The 16,364-nt window shown below is 39.9% G+C and carries 17 protein-coding genes and 1 pseudogene; 13 read left to right on the top strand and 5 right to left on the bottom strand.

Annotated features, from left to right (window positions below; all coding sequences use genetic code 11):
- Positions 1–15 precede the first annotated feature (15 nt).
- Positions 16–528 carry a GNAT family protein gene (locus tag C6Y02_RS09315; RefSeq protein ID WP_060596695.1) on the bottom strand — a complete coding sequence of 171 codons (513 nt, stop codon included), beginning with the start codon at positions 526–528 and terminating at the stop codon, positions 16–18.
- 198 nt (positions 529–726) lie between these two features.
- On the opposite strand from C6Y02_RS09315, the gene C6Y02_RS09320 reads away from it, so the two are divergent.
- The 6 genes and pseudogenes from C6Y02_RS09320 (at position 727) to C6Y02_RS09345 (ending at position 6,684) form a co-directional block, all read left to right on the top strand.
- Complete coding sequence (locus tag C6Y02_RS09320; RefSeq protein ID WP_003215636.1) at positions 727–1,266, top strand: DUF420 domain-containing protein; 540 nt, start codon at positions 727–729, stop codon at positions 1,264–1,266.
- A 168-nt stretch (positions 1,267–1,434) separates the two neighbouring features.
- On the top strand, positions 1,435–2,577 hold the full coding sequence (gene mmgD / locus C6Y02_RS09325; protein WP_106031094.1) for a citrate synthase: 1,143 nt from the start codon (positions 1,435–1,437) through the stop codon (positions 2,575–2,577).
- A 2-nt stretch (positions 2,578–2,579) separates the two neighbouring features.
- Positions 2,580–4,016: a bifunctional 2-methylcitrate dehydratase/aconitate hydratase gene (locus tag C6Y02_RS09330; RefSeq protein WP_106031095.1), complete on the top strand. Its 1,437-nt coding sequence runs from the start codon at positions 2,580–2,582 to the stop codon at positions 4,014–4,016.
- A gap of 12 nt (positions 4,017–4,028) precedes the next feature.
- Positions 4,029–4,946: a methylisocitrate lyase gene (prpB, locus tag C6Y02_RS09335; protein WP_106031096.1), complete on the top strand. Its 918-nt coding sequence runs from the start codon at positions 4,029–4,031 to the stop codon at positions 4,944–4,946.
- A 132-nt stretch (positions 4,947–5,078) separates the two neighbouring features.
- Positions 5,079–5,325 (top strand): annotated as a pseudogene (locus C6Y02_RS09340) (transposase); the annotation flags it as partial.
- A gap of 273 nt (positions 5,326–5,598) precedes the next feature.
- A complete protein-coding gene (locus tag C6Y02_RS09345) occupies positions 5,599–6,684 on the top strand; it encodes a hypothetical protein (RefSeq protein WP_034660912.1) in 1,086 nt (361 codons plus the stop codon).
- Between the two features lie 115 nt (positions 6,685–6,799).
- On the opposite strand, the gene C6Y02_RS09350 is transcribed toward C6Y02_RS09345, so the two are convergent.
- Positions 6,800–7,462: a lysozyme family protein gene (locus C6Y02_RS09350; RefSeq protein ID WP_034660911.1), complete on the bottom strand. Its 663-nt coding sequence runs from the start codon at positions 7,460–7,462 to the stop codon at positions 6,800–6,802.
- Positions 7,463–7,559: 97 nt separating this feature from the next.
- Positions 7,560–8,885: an APC family permease gene (locus tag C6Y02_RS09355; protein ID WP_106031097.1), complete on the bottom strand. Its 1,326-nt coding sequence runs from the start codon at positions 8,883–8,885 to the stop codon at positions 7,560–7,562.
- A 186-nt stretch (positions 8,886–9,071) separates the two neighbouring features.
- On the opposite strand from C6Y02_RS09355, the gene czrA reads away from it, so the two are divergent.
- On the top strand, positions 9,072–9,401 hold the full coding sequence (gene czrA, locus C6Y02_RS09360; protein ID WP_007500691.1) for a Zn(II)-responsive metalloregulatory transcriptional repressor CzrA: 330 nt from the start codon (positions 9,072–9,074) through the stop codon (positions 9,399–9,401).
- Positions 9,402–9,433: 32 nt separating this feature from the next.
- Here czrA and C6Y02_RS09365 read toward each other — a convergent pair whose 3' ends face one another.
- Complete coding sequence (locus C6Y02_RS09365) at positions 9,434–9,958, bottom strand: CcdC protein domain-containing protein (RefSeq protein WP_106031098.1); 525 nt, start codon at positions 9,956–9,958, stop codon at positions 9,434–9,436.
- Between the two features lie 118 nt (positions 9,959–10,076).
- Between C6Y02_RS09365 and C6Y02_RS09370 the strand changes: the two genes are divergently transcribed.
- The 5 genes from C6Y02_RS09370 (at position 10,077) to C6Y02_RS09390 (ending at position 14,918) form a co-directional block, all read left to right on the top strand.
- The gene (locus C6Y02_RS09370) at positions 10,077–11,009 is read left to right on the top strand and encodes a helix-turn-helix transcriptional regulator (RefSeq protein ID WP_034660908.1); all 933 of its coding nucleotides are present in this window, start codon (positions 10,077–10,079) and stop codon (positions 11,007–11,009) included.
- Between the two features lie 54 nt (positions 11,010–11,063).
- Positions 11,064–11,537 carry a GyrI-like domain-containing protein gene (locus C6Y02_RS09375; protein ID WP_106031099.1) on the top strand — a complete coding sequence of 158 codons (474 nt, stop codon included), beginning with the start codon at positions 11,064–11,066 and terminating at the stop codon, positions 11,535–11,537.
- 307 nt (positions 11,538–11,844) lie between these two features.
- On the top strand, positions 11,845–12,726 hold the full coding sequence (locus C6Y02_RS09380; RefSeq protein WP_106031100.1) for a hypothetical protein: 882 nt from the start codon (positions 11,845–11,847) through the stop codon (positions 12,724–12,726).
- A complete protein-coding gene (locus C6Y02_RS09385) occupies positions 12,689–13,294 on the top strand; it encodes a DUF4166 domain-containing protein (protein ID WP_106031101.1) in 606 nt (201 codons plus the stop codon). Before C6Y02_RS09380 ends, C6Y02_RS09385 begins: the two co-directional genes overlap by 38 nt.
- The gene (locus C6Y02_RS09390) at positions 13,287–14,918 is read left to right on the top strand and encodes a YndJ family protein (protein WP_106031102.1); all 1,632 of its coding nucleotides are present in this window, start codon (positions 13,287–13,289) and stop codon (positions 14,916–14,918) included. The genes C6Y02_RS09385 and C6Y02_RS09390 overlap by 8 nt, the downstream gene beginning before the upstream one ends.
- Here the strand turns inward: C6Y02_RS09390 and C6Y02_RS09395 are convergent.
- The gene (locus C6Y02_RS09395) at positions 14,908–15,387 is read right to left on the bottom strand and encodes a site-2 protease family protein (protein ID WP_034660901.1); all 480 of its coding nucleotides are present in this window, start codon (positions 15,385–15,387) and stop codon (positions 14,908–14,910) included. The two genes, C6Y02_RS09390 and C6Y02_RS09395, sit on opposite strands and share 11 nt — an antisense overlap.
- A 231-nt stretch (positions 15,388–15,618) precedes the next feature.
- Here C6Y02_RS09395 and csaA point away from each other — a divergent pair, with 231 nt between their 5' ends.
- Positions 15,619–15,951: a chaperone CsaA gene (gene csaA / locus C6Y02_RS09400; RefSeq protein WP_066030780.1), complete on the top strand. Its 333-nt coding sequence runs from the start codon at positions 15,619–15,621 to the stop codon at positions 15,949–15,951.
- Positions 15,952–16,364: the final 413 nt, after the last annotated feature.

Here is a 16,364-nt window from a genome sequence, read left to right on the forward strand (position 1 = left end):
CGCTGGTTGTTGTCGTTAGCTGTCCACCCAATAAATTTCTCCGCTTTGTTCTTTCCAATTGATTTGGACATCAAATTGATGTTTTTCATAAAAATGAATCAAGCGGTCCACGTGATTCCAGTCCCTTTTGACGAGGTCGCCAGTAATCACTGGTATGTTCTGCTCTCTTGCGATTTCTTTTAAATGCTTCATACAGATGGAGCCGTACCCATTATCTGGCGGGCCTTTAATATCGGCAATATGAATCTTTCCTTCTTCAGGATATTCCGCAATTAAGGAAAAATCAGATTGTCCGCGAAAAGCTTTTTCACAATCGCTCAACATAATTTTACATGTATCTGCACTTTCAATGGCAGAGACGATCATCCACTCATCTTCTTTCGCTTGATCGATGCCAATGATTTTTGCTTTTTTCGAAATATCTTTCATATTTTCTTGCATTCGATACATTTGGAACTGCAATTGCTGTAATTCTTGCTCTAACGTCTTCACATCTTTGGCTGTTTCCTGTAAGATTGACAAGTCCATTACTCCTTTCATATCAGAAATGATAAAAATCACATAAATTCCAATTCTAAAGGAAGTGGATGGATCTTTCAAGCCGTTAGAACGCCTGCAACCCTTAAGTTTGTCTAAAATTCGACGAAGACAGCGAATTCATTGACTTTATAGAGAAAGTTAAATAACATACTCTTAGTCGGAACTAATAAAGAGAGGTTTTCAAACATGAACGAACAGAATCAAAAACCGAAAAATTTCACTGGTATTGTGATCATTTTAACAATTGCCATAAACGGATTAATCGCTTTATTATTTTTAATGCCAAAATCAGATAAATTTAGTCATCTGGATATTACATTTTTGCCGTTACTTAATGCCGTGATGAACAGCTTTACGTTTATCTTTTTACTTTCAGCACTCATCATGATTAAACAAAAGAACATTAAAGCGCATAGACGATTTATCTTTGCTGCATTTTCAACGACACTTGTCTTTTTAATTTCGTATGTGACATATCATTCAATGGCAGCTGATACCCATTTCGGAGGAGAAGGGATCATCCGTCCAATTTACTTCTTTATTTTAATCACACATATCGTCTTATCAGCTGTAATTGTACCGCTTGCCCTGATTACTCTTTTTAGAGGCGCACAGATGCAAGTCGAGCGTCACCGTAAAATTGCCCGCTGGACAATGCCGCTATGGCTTTATGTCAGTCTCACTGGCGTCATTGTGTATATGATGATTTCTCCATATTACAGCTAACGTATGCCCAACTGGACATACGTTCTTTTATTTACAAGAGGCAGTGCTTTGGATAAAATGGGAATTGGGTATCCGACTTGCACGGTATCTTCCCATCTATAGACTCACATCATTTCTGGCCGTTTGCTCGTTTGGAGAACAACAATTGAACGAAACGGGGGTTATATGATGACTGAACAACTGCATTATAAACCGGGGCTTGAAGACATTGTGGCAAGCGAAACGTCTATCTCATACTTAGATGTGCAGCAAGAAGAAATTGTAATTCGCGGGTATGACCTCATCGAGTTGGCACAAAAAAAGACCTATTTAGAAACAGCCTATCTGCTTATTTATGGAAGATTACCAGATACCATGGAATATCACCAATTTCAGCAAGACATTTCCTCACAAACCAACTTACATCCAACCATTCAAACCATTTTAACAAAGCTGCCAAAAACCACTCATCCGATGGATGCCATGAGAACGTGCATATCTGCTCTTAGTGGGTACGATGATGCATTACATGATCGATCAGAAGCGTGCCAGCAAAGGCGTGCTGTTCGATTACTCGGCCAGCTGCCGGCCATTGTTGCTGGAAGCTATCATATTCTCACAAAAGACGCCGCTATTACTCCAGATCAGACCAAATCCTACACTGAAACCTTTTTAGCCATGCTCACAGGACGTACTCCAACACAAGACGAAATCACCGCTTTTGACCAAACACTCACATTATATAGTGAACATGAACTGCCTAATTCAACGTTTGCCGCTAGAGTCATCGCATCCACACATTCTGACATGTATGGTGCTTTTACTGGAGCGATTTCTTCATTAAAAGGTGACTTGCACGGGGGAGCGAATGAAGCTGTCATGCACATGCTTCTCGAAGGAAAAACAACGGAAGGATTCCTTGCGCTGATTGAACGAAAATTAGCCGCAAAAGAAAAAATGATGGGCTTTGGCCACAGGGTATACATGAGAAAAATGGACCCAAGAGCCGCTCTTTTAAAACGATCATTGAAAACGCTTACGGAATCAAAGGGAGATACAACGCTTTATGACATGTGTGCAGCAGGCGAGGCATACATGAAAGAGAAGAAAAACCTCTATCCGAATCTTGATTATTACGCCGCCCCTATTTATTACGTGCTCGGGATTCCAATTTCACTTTATACACCGATTTTCTTTGCTGCTAGAGCTAGCGGATTAGCAGCCCATGTCATTGAACAGCATTTGCATAATCGCATTTTTAGACCGAGAGTCCGGTATTTAGGGCCAAGAGGATTAAAAGTCTCAGATGATGATAGAAAAACGGGGGAATGAACATGAATAAAACAGCAGTCGCCAATCAAACGGATCAGCTATTAGAAGAAATCGCAGCCTATGCAGTAGACGGGGAAATTACGAGCAAAGAAGCCATTGAAACAGCGCGGTATGTACTGATAGACACACTCGGCTGCGGAATGCTGGCGCTCAATTTTCCAGAATGTACGAAACATCTTGGCCCCATCGTACCTGGTACCGTTGTGCCTAACGGAGCAAGAGTTCCAGGCACTTCGTTTGTGCTAGATCCTGTTCAAGCGGCTTTTGATATAGGCTGTATGATTCGCTGGTTAGATTATAATGACACGTGGCTTGCAGAGGAGTGGGGACATCCGTCAGATAACTTAGGCGGAATATTAGCTGTAAGTGATTACATCAGCAGAACGCGGCTTGCAAACGGTGAAGAGCCGCTTTCGATGAATGACGTATTGCATGCAATAGTCAAGGCACATGAAATTCAAGGTGTGCTCGCTTTAGAAAATTGTCTGAATCGCAATGGCTTGGATCATGTGTTATTTGTCAAAGTGGCAACAAGTGCTGTTGTGTGTGCATTGCTTGGCGGAACGAAGGAAGACGTGCAGCATGTTTTATCGCAAGCGTTTGTTGATAATTCTCCGCTTAGGACGTATCGCCACGCCCCAAACACAGGATCAAGGAAATCGTGGGCAGCAGGTGATGCAACAAGCCGCGGGGTAAGACTGGCAATGATGACACTAAAAGGGGAAATGGGCTATCAAACGCCGCTCAGTGCTGAGAAGTGGGGCTTTGAAGATGTTCTTATGCAAGGAAAATCTCTCACACTCGCTCAGCCGCTAGGATCATACGTCATAGAAAATGTGCTTTTCAAAATTGCTTATCCTGCTGAGTTTCATGCCCAGACGGCTGCAGAGGCCGCTATGATGCTGCATGACGCTGTAAAAGATCGATTAGATGAAATAGACCGGGTAGAGATTACAACACATGAATCAGCGATTCGGATTATTGATAAGAAGGGGCCACTGTATAACCCAGCAGACCGCGATCATTGCTTGCAGTATATTACCGCGATTGGATTGATCTATGGTGAGCTAACAGCTGACCATTATGAAGAAGAAACGGCGCGAAATCCGGCCATTGATCGTCTCCGGGATCAAATGGTTGTCAAAGAAGATAAACGTTATACAGCAGATTATTTAGATCCGAAAAAGAGATCAATAGCAAACTGTGTGCAGATCTTCTTTAAAGACGGGACGATGACAGACCGAATCGAAATTGAATATCCACTTGGTCATCGCAGAAGAAGACAGGAAGGCATTCCGCTGCTTGAAAAGAAATGGGTCTATCATTTGAAGACAAGATTTCCACAAAAACAAGTGGATCAAATTGTGTCACTCTGTCAAAATCCAAATCAATTAAAAACAACAACCGTACCAGCATTTATGGACCTATTCGTCATATAAGGGGGAACTAGTGTGTGGATCGTGAATGATGAATCAAGTCAAGCAGATTTAGCCGCAGCCTTTAAAGAACAAATGCACAAATCAGCTTTATTTCAAATCCCAGGCGTTCACGATGGAATGTCTGCGCTTTATGCAAAAAAAATGGGCTTCCAAGGGCTCTATTTATCTGGCGCCGCTTTTTGTGCCAGCAAAGGACTGCCTGATCTCGGCATGATCCATTCAACGGAAATGGCTGAAAAAGCGAAGGAAATCATTCGAGCTTCTCAGCTGCCGCTTTTGGTCGATATGGATACTGGCTATGGCGGCGTATTGAATGCTGCAAGGGCGGCAAAAGAAATGGTAGAGAGCAAGGTGGCAGCTGTTCAAATTGAAGATCAGCAAATGCCGAAAAAATGCGGACATTTAAACGGAAAATCGCTCGTTCCAGTAGAAGAGATGATCGCGAAAATCAAAGCCATCAAACAAGCGGCACCAACGCTTTTGGTGATTGCAAGAACCGATGCAAAGTCTGTAAACGGGATGGAGGATGTCATCCGCAGAGGCAATCTTTATCTCGAAGCAGGAGCTGATGCTATTTTTCCTGAGGCGCTCATTACAGCTGAAGACTTCACGCATGCGTCAAGCAGCATAAAAGGACCTCTTCTTGCAAATATGACGGAGTTTGGTAAGACACCTTATTATCATGCAGACGAATTTTCGATGTTTGGATTTCAGATGGTCATATACCCTGTGTCATCACTTAGAGTCGCTGCAAAAGCGTATGAGCGTTTATTTACAGAAATCATGGAGAAGGGGACGCAGCAAGGAATGCTGAAGGACATGCAAACGAGAAAAGAGCTGTATGAAACGATTCAATATGATGAATATGAGGAAATGGATCAGCATTTAGCGAAAACGATCCTGCCGGAAATCGGGAAAGAACAGCGATAAAATGAAAAGCACTTCCGTTTAGGAAGTGCTCAGGCTGTCGAGAAAATCTCGACAGCTTTATTTTTTTCCTTAAAGTTTCCATTCCCCCATTTTATAATAGAAAAAAGCAAACTAAAGGAAGGTATTTTTCTCATGTTCCACACTAGAAATTCTTCTCAGCACGAAGCTGAATTTGTATTACTAGATCAACTGGTCGAAGAGGATCACCTGCTTCGTAAAATTGATCAGTACATTGACTTTTCATTTATCGTAGATAAAGTAAAACCGTATTATAGCGAGAATAAAGGTCGCCCTTCTCTTTGATCCACTTATTTTGTTCAAAATGATGTTTATCGGATACCTGTACGGTATCCGTTCTGAAAGACAACTTGAAAAAGAATAAAAAAGATTGTAGAAAAACATGAGTTTCTCTACAATCTGAGCACTTCCATTTAGGAAGTGCTTTTCATTTTATGATAATTAAGAATGAGTTAGATAATGAGATTTTGAAATGTTAATTATTCTTTTAAACATTTTTTTGCTACAAATAAAGTTTAAGGTCTTATGTTGTAAATAAATACCTTATAAGTTATAATTATGAATTAAAAAATATTTCAATAATCTTGAATCCAAAAGATTAATATATTCAAAATTAGTATAAGTAGGTGTTTTAATGAGGAACAAAGAAGTTTTTTATAGTGATATTCAAAAAAGAGCACAATCTATTTATGAAGGCTATCAAGATATAATGAAAAATACTTCAAGAAAAGATATGTCTCTTTCAGAAACTCAATTAAAATTCTTTATAAAAAATGATGGACGTTTAGGCGGAAAAGCTTGGTGTAAAGATAATATTGACCATATAGAAATAAATACAGGAGTAATTAGCAATTTTTTTGATTATTTTATTGGTTTTGCAGAAGAATTAAACCACAAGTTTATAAATGATTTACATTTTAAAATAAGCAAAAAACAAGGAGATGATGTATCATTCTTGCTTCTTTTACAAGATGAAAATAAGGAGGGGATAATATTAAATAATGAAACAATAGATTATAATTTAGCAAGTTTTCTTACTGTTTTTGTATCCAGATTCATTTTAACTCATGAATTAGGGCATTTACTCAACGGTCATTGTCAATATTTGAATAATAACGATTTAAGTTATATCCCTATGTATTACATTAATAGAAGAACTAATAATATATCTCCATTAGATATTAAAACTATGGAAATGGATGCTGACTTTTTTGCAGGTACAGATAGTTTTAGATATTTATTAATATTATATAATCATTTTGAAGAAAGAGTTGATCCCGCTTTATTGATAAAGCCAATTGATTTGTTTTTTTGGTGGTCTTTTGCAATTAGAAGTAATTTTTTAATTTCACAACATATATTGAATGATGAAGAGTATTCGACTGATAGGACACACTTACCAAGTGTAGCGCGATTTGTCCTAATACTAACTTCAATTGTAGAGAGTATAGATAATGGTATTTACAAAATAAATTATCGCAGTGGGGATAGTGAAGAGAAACTAGTAAAAAAGCTCCTAGATGGAGCAATGTATGCTGAAGAATATTATAATTCAAAATTCCATACAGAATATGCTATGACTGAAACTATGAAGAATGAAAAGTATGTAAATACAGTATCAGATTTGGAAACTAACTGGGATAATTTAAGAAATAAATTAATCAGTTTTTCGAGGCTCCCACTATTTGAAAGAAAAAATAGGGATTTTACATTAGAATGAACTGTATTAAGCCGACTTTGTGAAAATTTTATCACTAAAGATTTGTGTGTAGCATTTTTCTCATTGATATAATCAAACTATGTTAGTACTGATTATACCAATGAGAAATGTTTTTTTACGATGATGGTGTGGATGATGAAGCCAATTTCATCTTTTCTTCAACTGTTTTCGTTTTTTCTTTTACTTTTTCAGCATAAGTGAAATCACCGTAGCAATACGGATAGCGGAAGTTATCTTTGTTGCCTCCGCACGTATAGACTTCGGGGTTTTGTTTCACTTGCTTTTTGGAGTATTGCTTTGCCAATTTCTCGGAATGTTTTCCCCCGTTTTTTGCAACAAAATCAATATAGCCGATTCCCATATTATAGCTTTGAATAATGGTTTCCAAATCAACGCCTTTTTTCTTCCCATGCTTGTACATAGTAGAAAAATGATGGACTCCTTGTCTAATGCTTTTCTGAGGGTCATTGATTTCATTTCGTTTCAAACCAAGAGATTCAGAGGACTGCATTGGATCTCCGCCTCTGCCTTTTGATTCTTGATACATCATACCGAGGATTAACGCGGTATATTGATCTAAATCTTGATCTCTTAGCTCTGTTTCTACAAGCGGCTTGTAATCATCCAATCTCGACAAAACAATTGATTCCGTATCAATCGGCAGCTTTTTTAATTCCTTTTGATTAAAGGACATGACAATGGCTGCTAATACGAAAACAAACAGAAAAATCGTGAAGCAGCCTGAAATGGCAAAACATCCTGTTTTTTTCTTTTTCAAGGTCAGTTCACCCCTGTTTTGCCCCGCTTTTAAAAGGGAAGTACAGCCTTTTTATTATGCCATATCCTGCACAGGATACCAAGTGAAAACCTTATAATCAATCATACCCAAATGTAAATTCGGGTCTTGTTTTCAATCTGTAGCAGAAATAAACAAAACCGATAATCAGCCAAAGCATACCAATGATTAATGCATTTGTACTGATGCTCGTTAACAGCCAAATACAAAAGGCCGTCCCGCACAGAGGGATCAATGCGTATCTCAATGTATTGAGTACACCTCTTTGTTTTTGTCTGACGAAATAGTACGCAAAAACAGACAAGTTCACAAAAGTGAATCCAATCAACGCGCCGAAGCTGATAAAGGAATAAATGACTTCAAGTTCGCCAACGACTGCGGTTAAGGAGAAAGCACCAATTAATAAAATATTAAAAACAGGGGTTTTTAATCTCGGATGAATATATCCGAAGAAACGCTTCGGTAACGACTCATCTCTACCCATTGCATATAACAGCCTTGCTGCACTTGCATGTGACGATAAGGAAGAAGAGATGACAGCGACCATTGTGCCAGCTAAAAAGAACGAGTGGAGAAATGCGCCCCCCACAAATTCCGCAATTTCAAGTGAGGCAGCATCGGGATGCTTGAACTGTTGAAAATTTGGAAATACCTGCTGCAAAAAATAAGACGTCAAGGTAAACAGTACGCCTCCAATGGCGACGGTTAAGAAGATGGCAAGTGGGATCGTCTTTTTTGGCTTAATGGTTTCCTCAGACATGGTCGAAATTGCATCAAATCCTAGAAACGAAAAACATAAAATGGTCGCTCCTGAAAAAATAAGCGCTGGTTCTAAGCTCGCTGAATAAAAAGGCCGGGCGGACAATAATTCTCCACTTCCAGCGTTTTTTGTGAGCCCATAAATAACAAACCCAACAAAAGTGACGGCGACAATGACCTGGAAGGTCACAAATAGTGCCGTGATGTTGGCTGTAAGCCGAATACCGATTACATTGACAGTCGTTATGGCGATAGCAAGTATGATGATCCAAATGAAATGAGGTACATCAGGAAAGGCTGCGGTTAAATAAGCACTTCCGATCGCAAAATTCACCATAGGCAAAAATAAATAATCCAGTAAAAGTGTCCAGCCCACAAGGAAGCCGACATGAGGATGAATACTTTTTTGCGCATATGTATAAGCAGATCCTGCTTTTGGAAAAGCCTTCACCATATTCCCATAGCTAAGCGCTGTCAATAGTAATGCAAGTAACGTAAATATATAAGCTGCAGCGACGTGTCCTTTCGTCAGCTGAGCAACAATGCCGTATGAATCAAATACGACAAGTGGATCCATATAAGCAAGCCCGATCACAACAAGTGGAAAGACAGTCAGGCTGCGTTTTAGTCTTGGCTCTTCAGTCAATTTGCCTATCAGCTCCTCTAAAAAAATGAATAAATAATGCTCATTTTAAAAAGAATGCTACCAAGTGTCAATGCTATTTGAGTAAATCTTTTTTCTAAAGTGTGCCCGCTTTGCATGCCGGACGTTTTGGTATATGATGATACAGAGAATAAGTCGTGATTTGACGGACAAGAAAGGTGAAGCAAAATGAAGGAAGAACTGAATACAAATCAAGAACAGGAACGGATGGAGCTGGATGAAGAAAGTCTATTTCTTGTCTCCCAAACCTTTAAAGCTTTATCTGATCCGACTCGTATTCGAATTCTGCACCTGCTGTCTCAAGGTGAACACTCGGTAAATGATATAGCAGAAACACTGAATCTCATGCAATCAACCGTTTCTCATCAGCTGCGCTTTTTAAAAAACCTTCGTCTCGTGAAATCTAGACGAGCAGGGACCTCGATTTTTTACAGCCCTGAAGATCAGCATGTGATGGAAGTGCTTGAACAGATGATTCACCATGCACAGCACGATTGATAAAAAACCTTCCTACGCCTATAGGAAGGTTTTTATGCATGATGCACATGTGTCGATCGTTTACTTGCTTTCATCATGTGATAAGAAAAAACAACATAGTAAGCAGCTAAAAGAAAAAAGCTGAGCATGGTCATCGCATCATCGCTCACGATATGCTGATATAGTTCAACGACACTGATCTTGGTCATCGAATGGTTTGTCAGCTCAACCAGCTTAAAACTAAGCCTGGGTAAAAACAAACATAAAATGAAGCTTTCAATCCATTTACTCGTTTTCATATACAGCCGGCCATTTTCTTCTTTCATTCGAATCGTCTGATAGGCATGAATAGCCAGGCTGCTTCCAAAAAGCATGCCAATAGCGGCATAGATGAAGATACTGTGATTTTGCCATCCTTCTGATAGGAGAATAAGGGCAGAGAGACCAAAGATATACATTCTCATCAAAAGACTGATGGGGCGTACAAGCTGATAGCGTCTCATTCGATTCATTCGAATCATGATGCAGATCAACATAATGCTCCCAATCATGAACAACTGCCACACGTTATGTGTCATGATGCAACCTCCTCCTGCACGTGCAGGGATGTAAACGAATGCTGGCTGTTACTTATCTTTACCATTCTTTCTTTTTTTATCAAAACAAAACCTACATTTATGAAAAAGAGGAAAAGTCATGAAAATCGACCGCATTTTATCTATTGTGATGCTGCTCATTAGCAAGAAGCAGGTACAGGCGAAAGATCTTGCTGAACTCCACGAAGTGAGCGTGAGGACCATTTATCGTGATATTGATACCATCAATCAAGCGGGAATCCCTATTGTGACAACCCAAGGAGCAGGTGGAGGCATTTCACTTGTTGAGGACTATCGTTTAGAGAAAAAATTATTTACCGATGATGACATCGAGGTCATTTTAACAGCCCTCGAAAGCATGACGAGTGCGTACTCCTTTAAAGAAAGTGAGCATGTACTGAAAAAAATCAAATCGCTCATTCCCACGCATACGGGTGAGAGCGAAAAACAGCATCATGTCTTCATTGATTTAAGCTCCTGGGGAAAAGACAGCCAGGCAGAGCAGAAGCTCCAGCTCATCCATACAGCTGCCTCAGCGCACCAATATATTCAGTTCACCTATCGCAATGCGAAAGGCGAAACACTTCCACGCAAAGTGGAGCCTTATACGCTTGTTTTAAAAGGAAGGCATTGGTATTTGTATGCGTTTTGTTGTGTGAAAAAAGCTTTTCGTCTGTTCAAGCTGACCAGAATGACGGGTCTTGTCACCATTTCAGGATATTTCCAACCGAAAAGAATCAAAAACGAAGAGAAGCCTTGGAATGACTCTTGGCAAGAACAACCATCGGTCAGCTCTGTCACGCTCAGGTTAACGGAAGCATCAGTGGGCAAAGTGAAGGAATGGGTGGATGAGAACGAATTGAACGTATGTTCAGACGGAAGCTATCTTGCCACCATCACTGTACCTCAAGATGATTGGTTAAATAGTTTCCTATTCCATTTAGGTCCAGATGTCGACATTCTTTCCCCGAAGCATGTCAAAGAAGCGTTTGATCTCCAGTTGAAACAATTTCTCAAACGAATGGAAACTTGACACAATGTTGTCAGGTTTCTTTTTATATGATAGAAAAAAAGGAGATGAGAATGTATGTACGATATCGTGACATTAGAGAAACAATGGATGAAAGGGTTGTCTGTTCGAACAACAAACGAAATGGAGCTGACAAAAGAGCGGAAGATTGCTCCGCTCTGGCAGCAATTTTTCTCGCAGCAGCTTCACGGAGGGCAAGCGCCCGTCATAGGGCTGTATTCAGATTATGAGAAAGATGAACATGGCTCTTATTTATTTACTGCTGGGCAATTCGTGGATCAGCAGTTAGAACATGCCATAGAGATTCCTGCGTCCACCTACGCAAAATTCCAAACGAGAAAGGGCCCGATTGAAGAGGTCGTGTTTGAAACATGGCAGCAGATTTGGACGTGGGATGAGCGCCATTACCGCACATATACAGGCGACTTTGAATGGTATGATGAAAGATCTATAGATCCAAAAGAAGCGCAAATTGATATTTATATTGCGATTGATCAAGAAATGCTTGCTAAAACTAATAGCGTTAGTTAAGTTATTGGAGCTACGCTTATCCTGGCGACCTTATCATAAAGCCTCAAGAAAAGCTTCAAGCTGCCGTTTGTGAAGAAGGCATACACGGAGGGATAAAGAAGAAGCTGTTTTACCCTTTGCCATGCAGTATGTTCAATTAAAGGAGATCTGTCTCATTGACAGGTCTTTTTTTTGCAGTGAATCGATATCTTAAAAGGGCGGCCGTCTTGAAGAATTTTTTTAACAGAAAACGAATAAAGATTTGACAGTTTTGTGAAACATGGTATGCTTATTATGTGAAATAATTCACATAGAGGAGTAGAGGCAGATGAAAAGAAAGCCTGTTTATGTGGAAACAACCATTCATGCACCTATAGAGAAAGTATGGGAATATACGCAAAATCCAAAGCTTCATGAACAGTGGGATTTGCGTTTTTCAACCATTTCATTAAATGAACCCCAAAATGAACAGCCCCAATCCTTTTTGTATGAAAAGCATCTTGGGTTTGGTTTAAGTGTCACAGGGACAGGAGCGTATCGAACAAGAATGATGGATGAACGGAATGAGCGGGCATCCTCACTCAATTTCAAATCGTCACACCCATTGTCTTTTATCAAAGAAGGCAGCGGCTACTGGAAGTATATGAAAACAAGCGATCACATTGTATTTCAAACTCAATTTGATTACGAAACGAAAGAAGGAAAAGGCTGGACATGGGCAGACCGAATTCTTTTTCGCCCGATGATAGGATTTATGACGGCCTTTAGTTTTGGCGCATTAAAGACGTGGCTTGAAAAGGGTACGCATCCTCGGTTATTACTAGAGAGAACACTTGCTCATTACGGGATTTGTTTGCTGTTTGCCATCGTCTGGCTATGCCAAGCGGTCATCCCTTTTTCACATTCTGCTTTTGATCATAGCACGAGTTTTCGATTGTTTTATGCGCTTTTAGGTGTATCATGGCTAATTCCTAAGCTATCAAAAAAATATCTTTTCATTCTACAAAGCATTTTTTTTCTGATCATGCTTTGTATAGGGATCCTATCCCCGCAAACGACGCTTCATGAGCCGCTTGTGATGAGTGCATTTTTCATCTTGTCGATTGCAGGTATGATAAATCTAAAAGATTGTGTAGATGTATTTTCCATCAAACGAAAAAGGGGAGGTAGACATGGTCGTTCATCGTCATCAAGTAAAGGATTACGATAAACTGCATCCAAAACTAAAAGAGAGATACAACCGCGCGTTTTCTGCTGAAGGCACCATGGAGGAGATAGGCGGCGGGTCAAGACTCATTCAATTGATCTTCAGAATTGGTCCATTGTTTCGCTGTTTTTTCCCTGAGAGAGGAAAAGATATTCCTTTCCAAATTGTCAATGAGCCCTTTGTGACAAATAAGGGGGAGGAAGGGATGCACTGGTATCGAACGTTTTATTTCCCAAAGCAGGAGCGGCACTTTGATGCAGATATGATCATTGATCAGAAGAGTCATACAGTCCTAGACTACTTTGGAAAGCCTAGACTTCTTGTGTCAGAGCTTCATTTTACAGTAACAAAGCATGGTTTCTTGCATATTCAATCCGGCCGGCAGAAGTTTTTGATGTTCGGCAGGGAATGGCCGCTGCCTTCATGTCTTTATGGTGTGTCAGATGTAACGGAAGGCTACGATGAGCATGCAGGTGAATATACCATTGATGTCCACGTGAAAAATCGCCTGTTTGGTACTCTTTTTACATATAAAGGCCGTTTTACAGAAAGGGTGTCTCATGATGAATAAGTGGCATTTGACATCCAGTCTGATCTTTATGTCTTTTTTTATCGCCACCCGTTTGATGACAGGTCCGATAGCAGAATTTTTTGTTCTCATGGCGATTCTATTTTTTCTTCCCGCTGCCTTACACTTTTTTGAGAAAGAAGGGAAGAAACAAAAGCCAGGGATGCTGATCGGCTTTTTAATGAAAGCCTTTCCACTAGCCGCTCTTTGTGCAACCGCTGCTTTTATCTATCATTCCGCCTGGTTTGCATCGGGATGGCTTTTATATACATTCCTGTTGGCGTTATTTGGCTTTGCTCGTTTGCTGAAAAGAGGAATCTTTCCGCTTCATGAACTGATGATTGATGGTGCATGGATGTATATCGCTTTAGGCGGGCTTTGGTTTTGGCTGTACACAACAGATATACAGGTGATGACATTTTCGCCGATCATTGTTCTTTTGACCGCTATTCATTTTCATTACTCAGCTTTTTTTATCCCGCTTTTTTATGGATTTTTAGGAAGGCAGCGAACAAAGGAGACAGCTTTATACAAAGCGGCGGGCTGGGTGATTTTGCTGTCGCCTGTGATGATTGCTGTTGGGATTAGCTTCTCCCGTCTATTTGATACGTTCAGCGTCGTTCTTTATGTGGTTGCCCTCTACATATATGGAATCCTTTGTGTGAAAACAAAATTTCGGTCAACTTTCGCAAAAGGTCTTGTTGTGTTTTCTAGCTTTGTTTTAATGGGGACGATCGTGTTATCTCTTCTTTATTCAGCGGGTATGCTTATGCGAGTGACCTACATCAGCATTGATCAGATGATTTGGTTTCATGGCAGTATCAATGCTTTTTTTGTGATTTTGCCAGGTTTAATTGGCTGGTTGATCGAAGGACCGAAGGATCAATTGAAGCAGAAGGATTTTCCGATTTCGAAAGTGCATGGTCGCTTTCATTTGATCTCTTTTCAAGAGGAAAGAGTGCACGATCGAGAGAAGCTCGGTTTAGTCGATTCACTTGATGAATTAAATGGAACGACATTTTCAGCTGATCGGGTTTCACCTGTGATTCGCAGATTTTATGAGAACCCTATGGCTTTTACGTTAAAAGCAGCCGTCAGTTTCCATTGGTGGGTGAGGCCTTTTGTTTTTTTACTTCAGCCAGTGTTTAAGAAAATAGGTCAGCTTTATTTGGGGTCATCTCGTATTCCTTATGAAATGCCGGGAAGTCTTTGTAGATTTCAACACACTAAGGAAGAAAGAGAGAATGTGCGTGCGTGGATTCGTCACAACGAGAAAGGGGAGCAAGTCTTTTTTGCACTTTATGCTCTTCATCACGATGCAGCTGCGGGTTATATGAATATTGCGCTGCCACTTCCGTATTCTCAGCTGACTGCCATTTTAAAACCTTTTAATGAAAAGGAAGACTTTCTATTAAAAAGCACATGTCCAAAAGGCAGTACCGGTGACGAAGGATTGTATTTACATACGCCTTTTATCACCATGAAACTGCCAATGGAAGAAAGCTTTCATATGAAGCCGGAGACAGATCAAAGTCTCACAGCGGTCCACCAAATGAAGCTGTTCGGTGTTCCTTTTTTAACGATTCATTATCATATTGACAGCGAAAGTCATCATGTTAGTCAATGATGTCACATGGTTCACCGTGCCGAATGATGTTCACAATCGCTTGCCCATCACTCGGATGATGATCTGCATACTGGACTGGCAGCAGTGCAAAAAATACATAGTAGACTGAGAAGTAAGCAAATTGATAGAAAAATTGGTGCTCTGGCAGGAAATCATTGGCGATCATTGTATTCAGTATGAGAACACTGAGCAGGTTGCATAATGAACCGCCTAAGTAGACAAGAATGTGCGAAAATCGGTTATTTTTTCTCATTTCTTCATAGTGGCAAAATGCATCTAGAAAATAGATTCGTCTAATTTCAACGACGCCTACTTTCAACACTTTTTTGCCTCTGCCAAGAGCAAAGGAAACCTTTGCCCCAAACATCCACGCGACCACAATATGGCCAAGCTGATGCAGGATGGCAACGATAGGAAGAATGACGAAAAACGACCAGCAAAACGTCCACATATCCGATAATGTAAACAAGTGTGACCCCTCCCCAATATATTCGGGAGGAAGCAGTAGGATTATTTGCCATTTTACTGAATTCATTTTCAAGATGCAAACATTTAATACACGACTATAAATTTATTATGTAAACTAAAAGGGTGATTTTAGCGCTGAATAGGCTTTTTGAACCTCCTTTTTGACGAAATGAATGTGCTACAATGGATAATCAATAGATTACGTTACCTTTCGTGAAGGGGAGAGAGTCATATGGCAGATATTGAACAGTTCTTGGCGTTAGATATTCGTGTTGGGACGATCATAGAAGCAGAATTATTTGCAGAGGCAAGAGTGCCAGCGTTGAAACTCAAGATTGATTTTGGTGAAGAAATTGGTGTAAAGCAATCTAGTGCTCAGCTGACAAAGCGTTATACAGCGGAGAAACTTACCGGCAAACAAATTGTAGCAGTCGTTAATTTCCCGCCAAGAAGAATTGCAGGGTTCAAATCAGAAGTGCTTGTCTTAGGAGGCATGCCATCAAAAGAAGACGTGGTTTTGCTAGCCACAGATGAACCGGTTGAGAATGGAACAAAAATAGGGTAAGAAAAAAGACATCTTCCTCAGAAGATGTCTTTTGCGTATTGAGGCGGAATAACCACACGCCACATTCGTGTGTGTCTCAAAGAGACATGTTACCCGACTTACACAATTCAGCTCATCGCTTGATTAATATAGCATGGGATGAGCTTGAATGCAACCATTAAATGAATTCTTTCAGATTTTCATGTCATTTTACAAGATGAATGACAAAAAATCGATTATTTGGATTATTTTTTCAAAAAATATTGAAAAGTCAGATCAGATTTTATAAAATGAATTCATCTTAGTTTGTTTGGTCAATAAACTAAGATGGATTTCAAGCATTGATTCCTACATTGAAGGAGATGATTCCGTCATTCAACTGATTTGCTGCTTAAATGGGCTAAGCTGAAAGGATGAGATGTTCAGCTACATTT

The sequence above is a fragment of the Bacillus sp. NMCC4 genome, from assembly GCF_002998555.1.
GTDB lineage: Bacteria > Bacillota > Bacilli > Bacillales > Bacillaceae > Bacillus.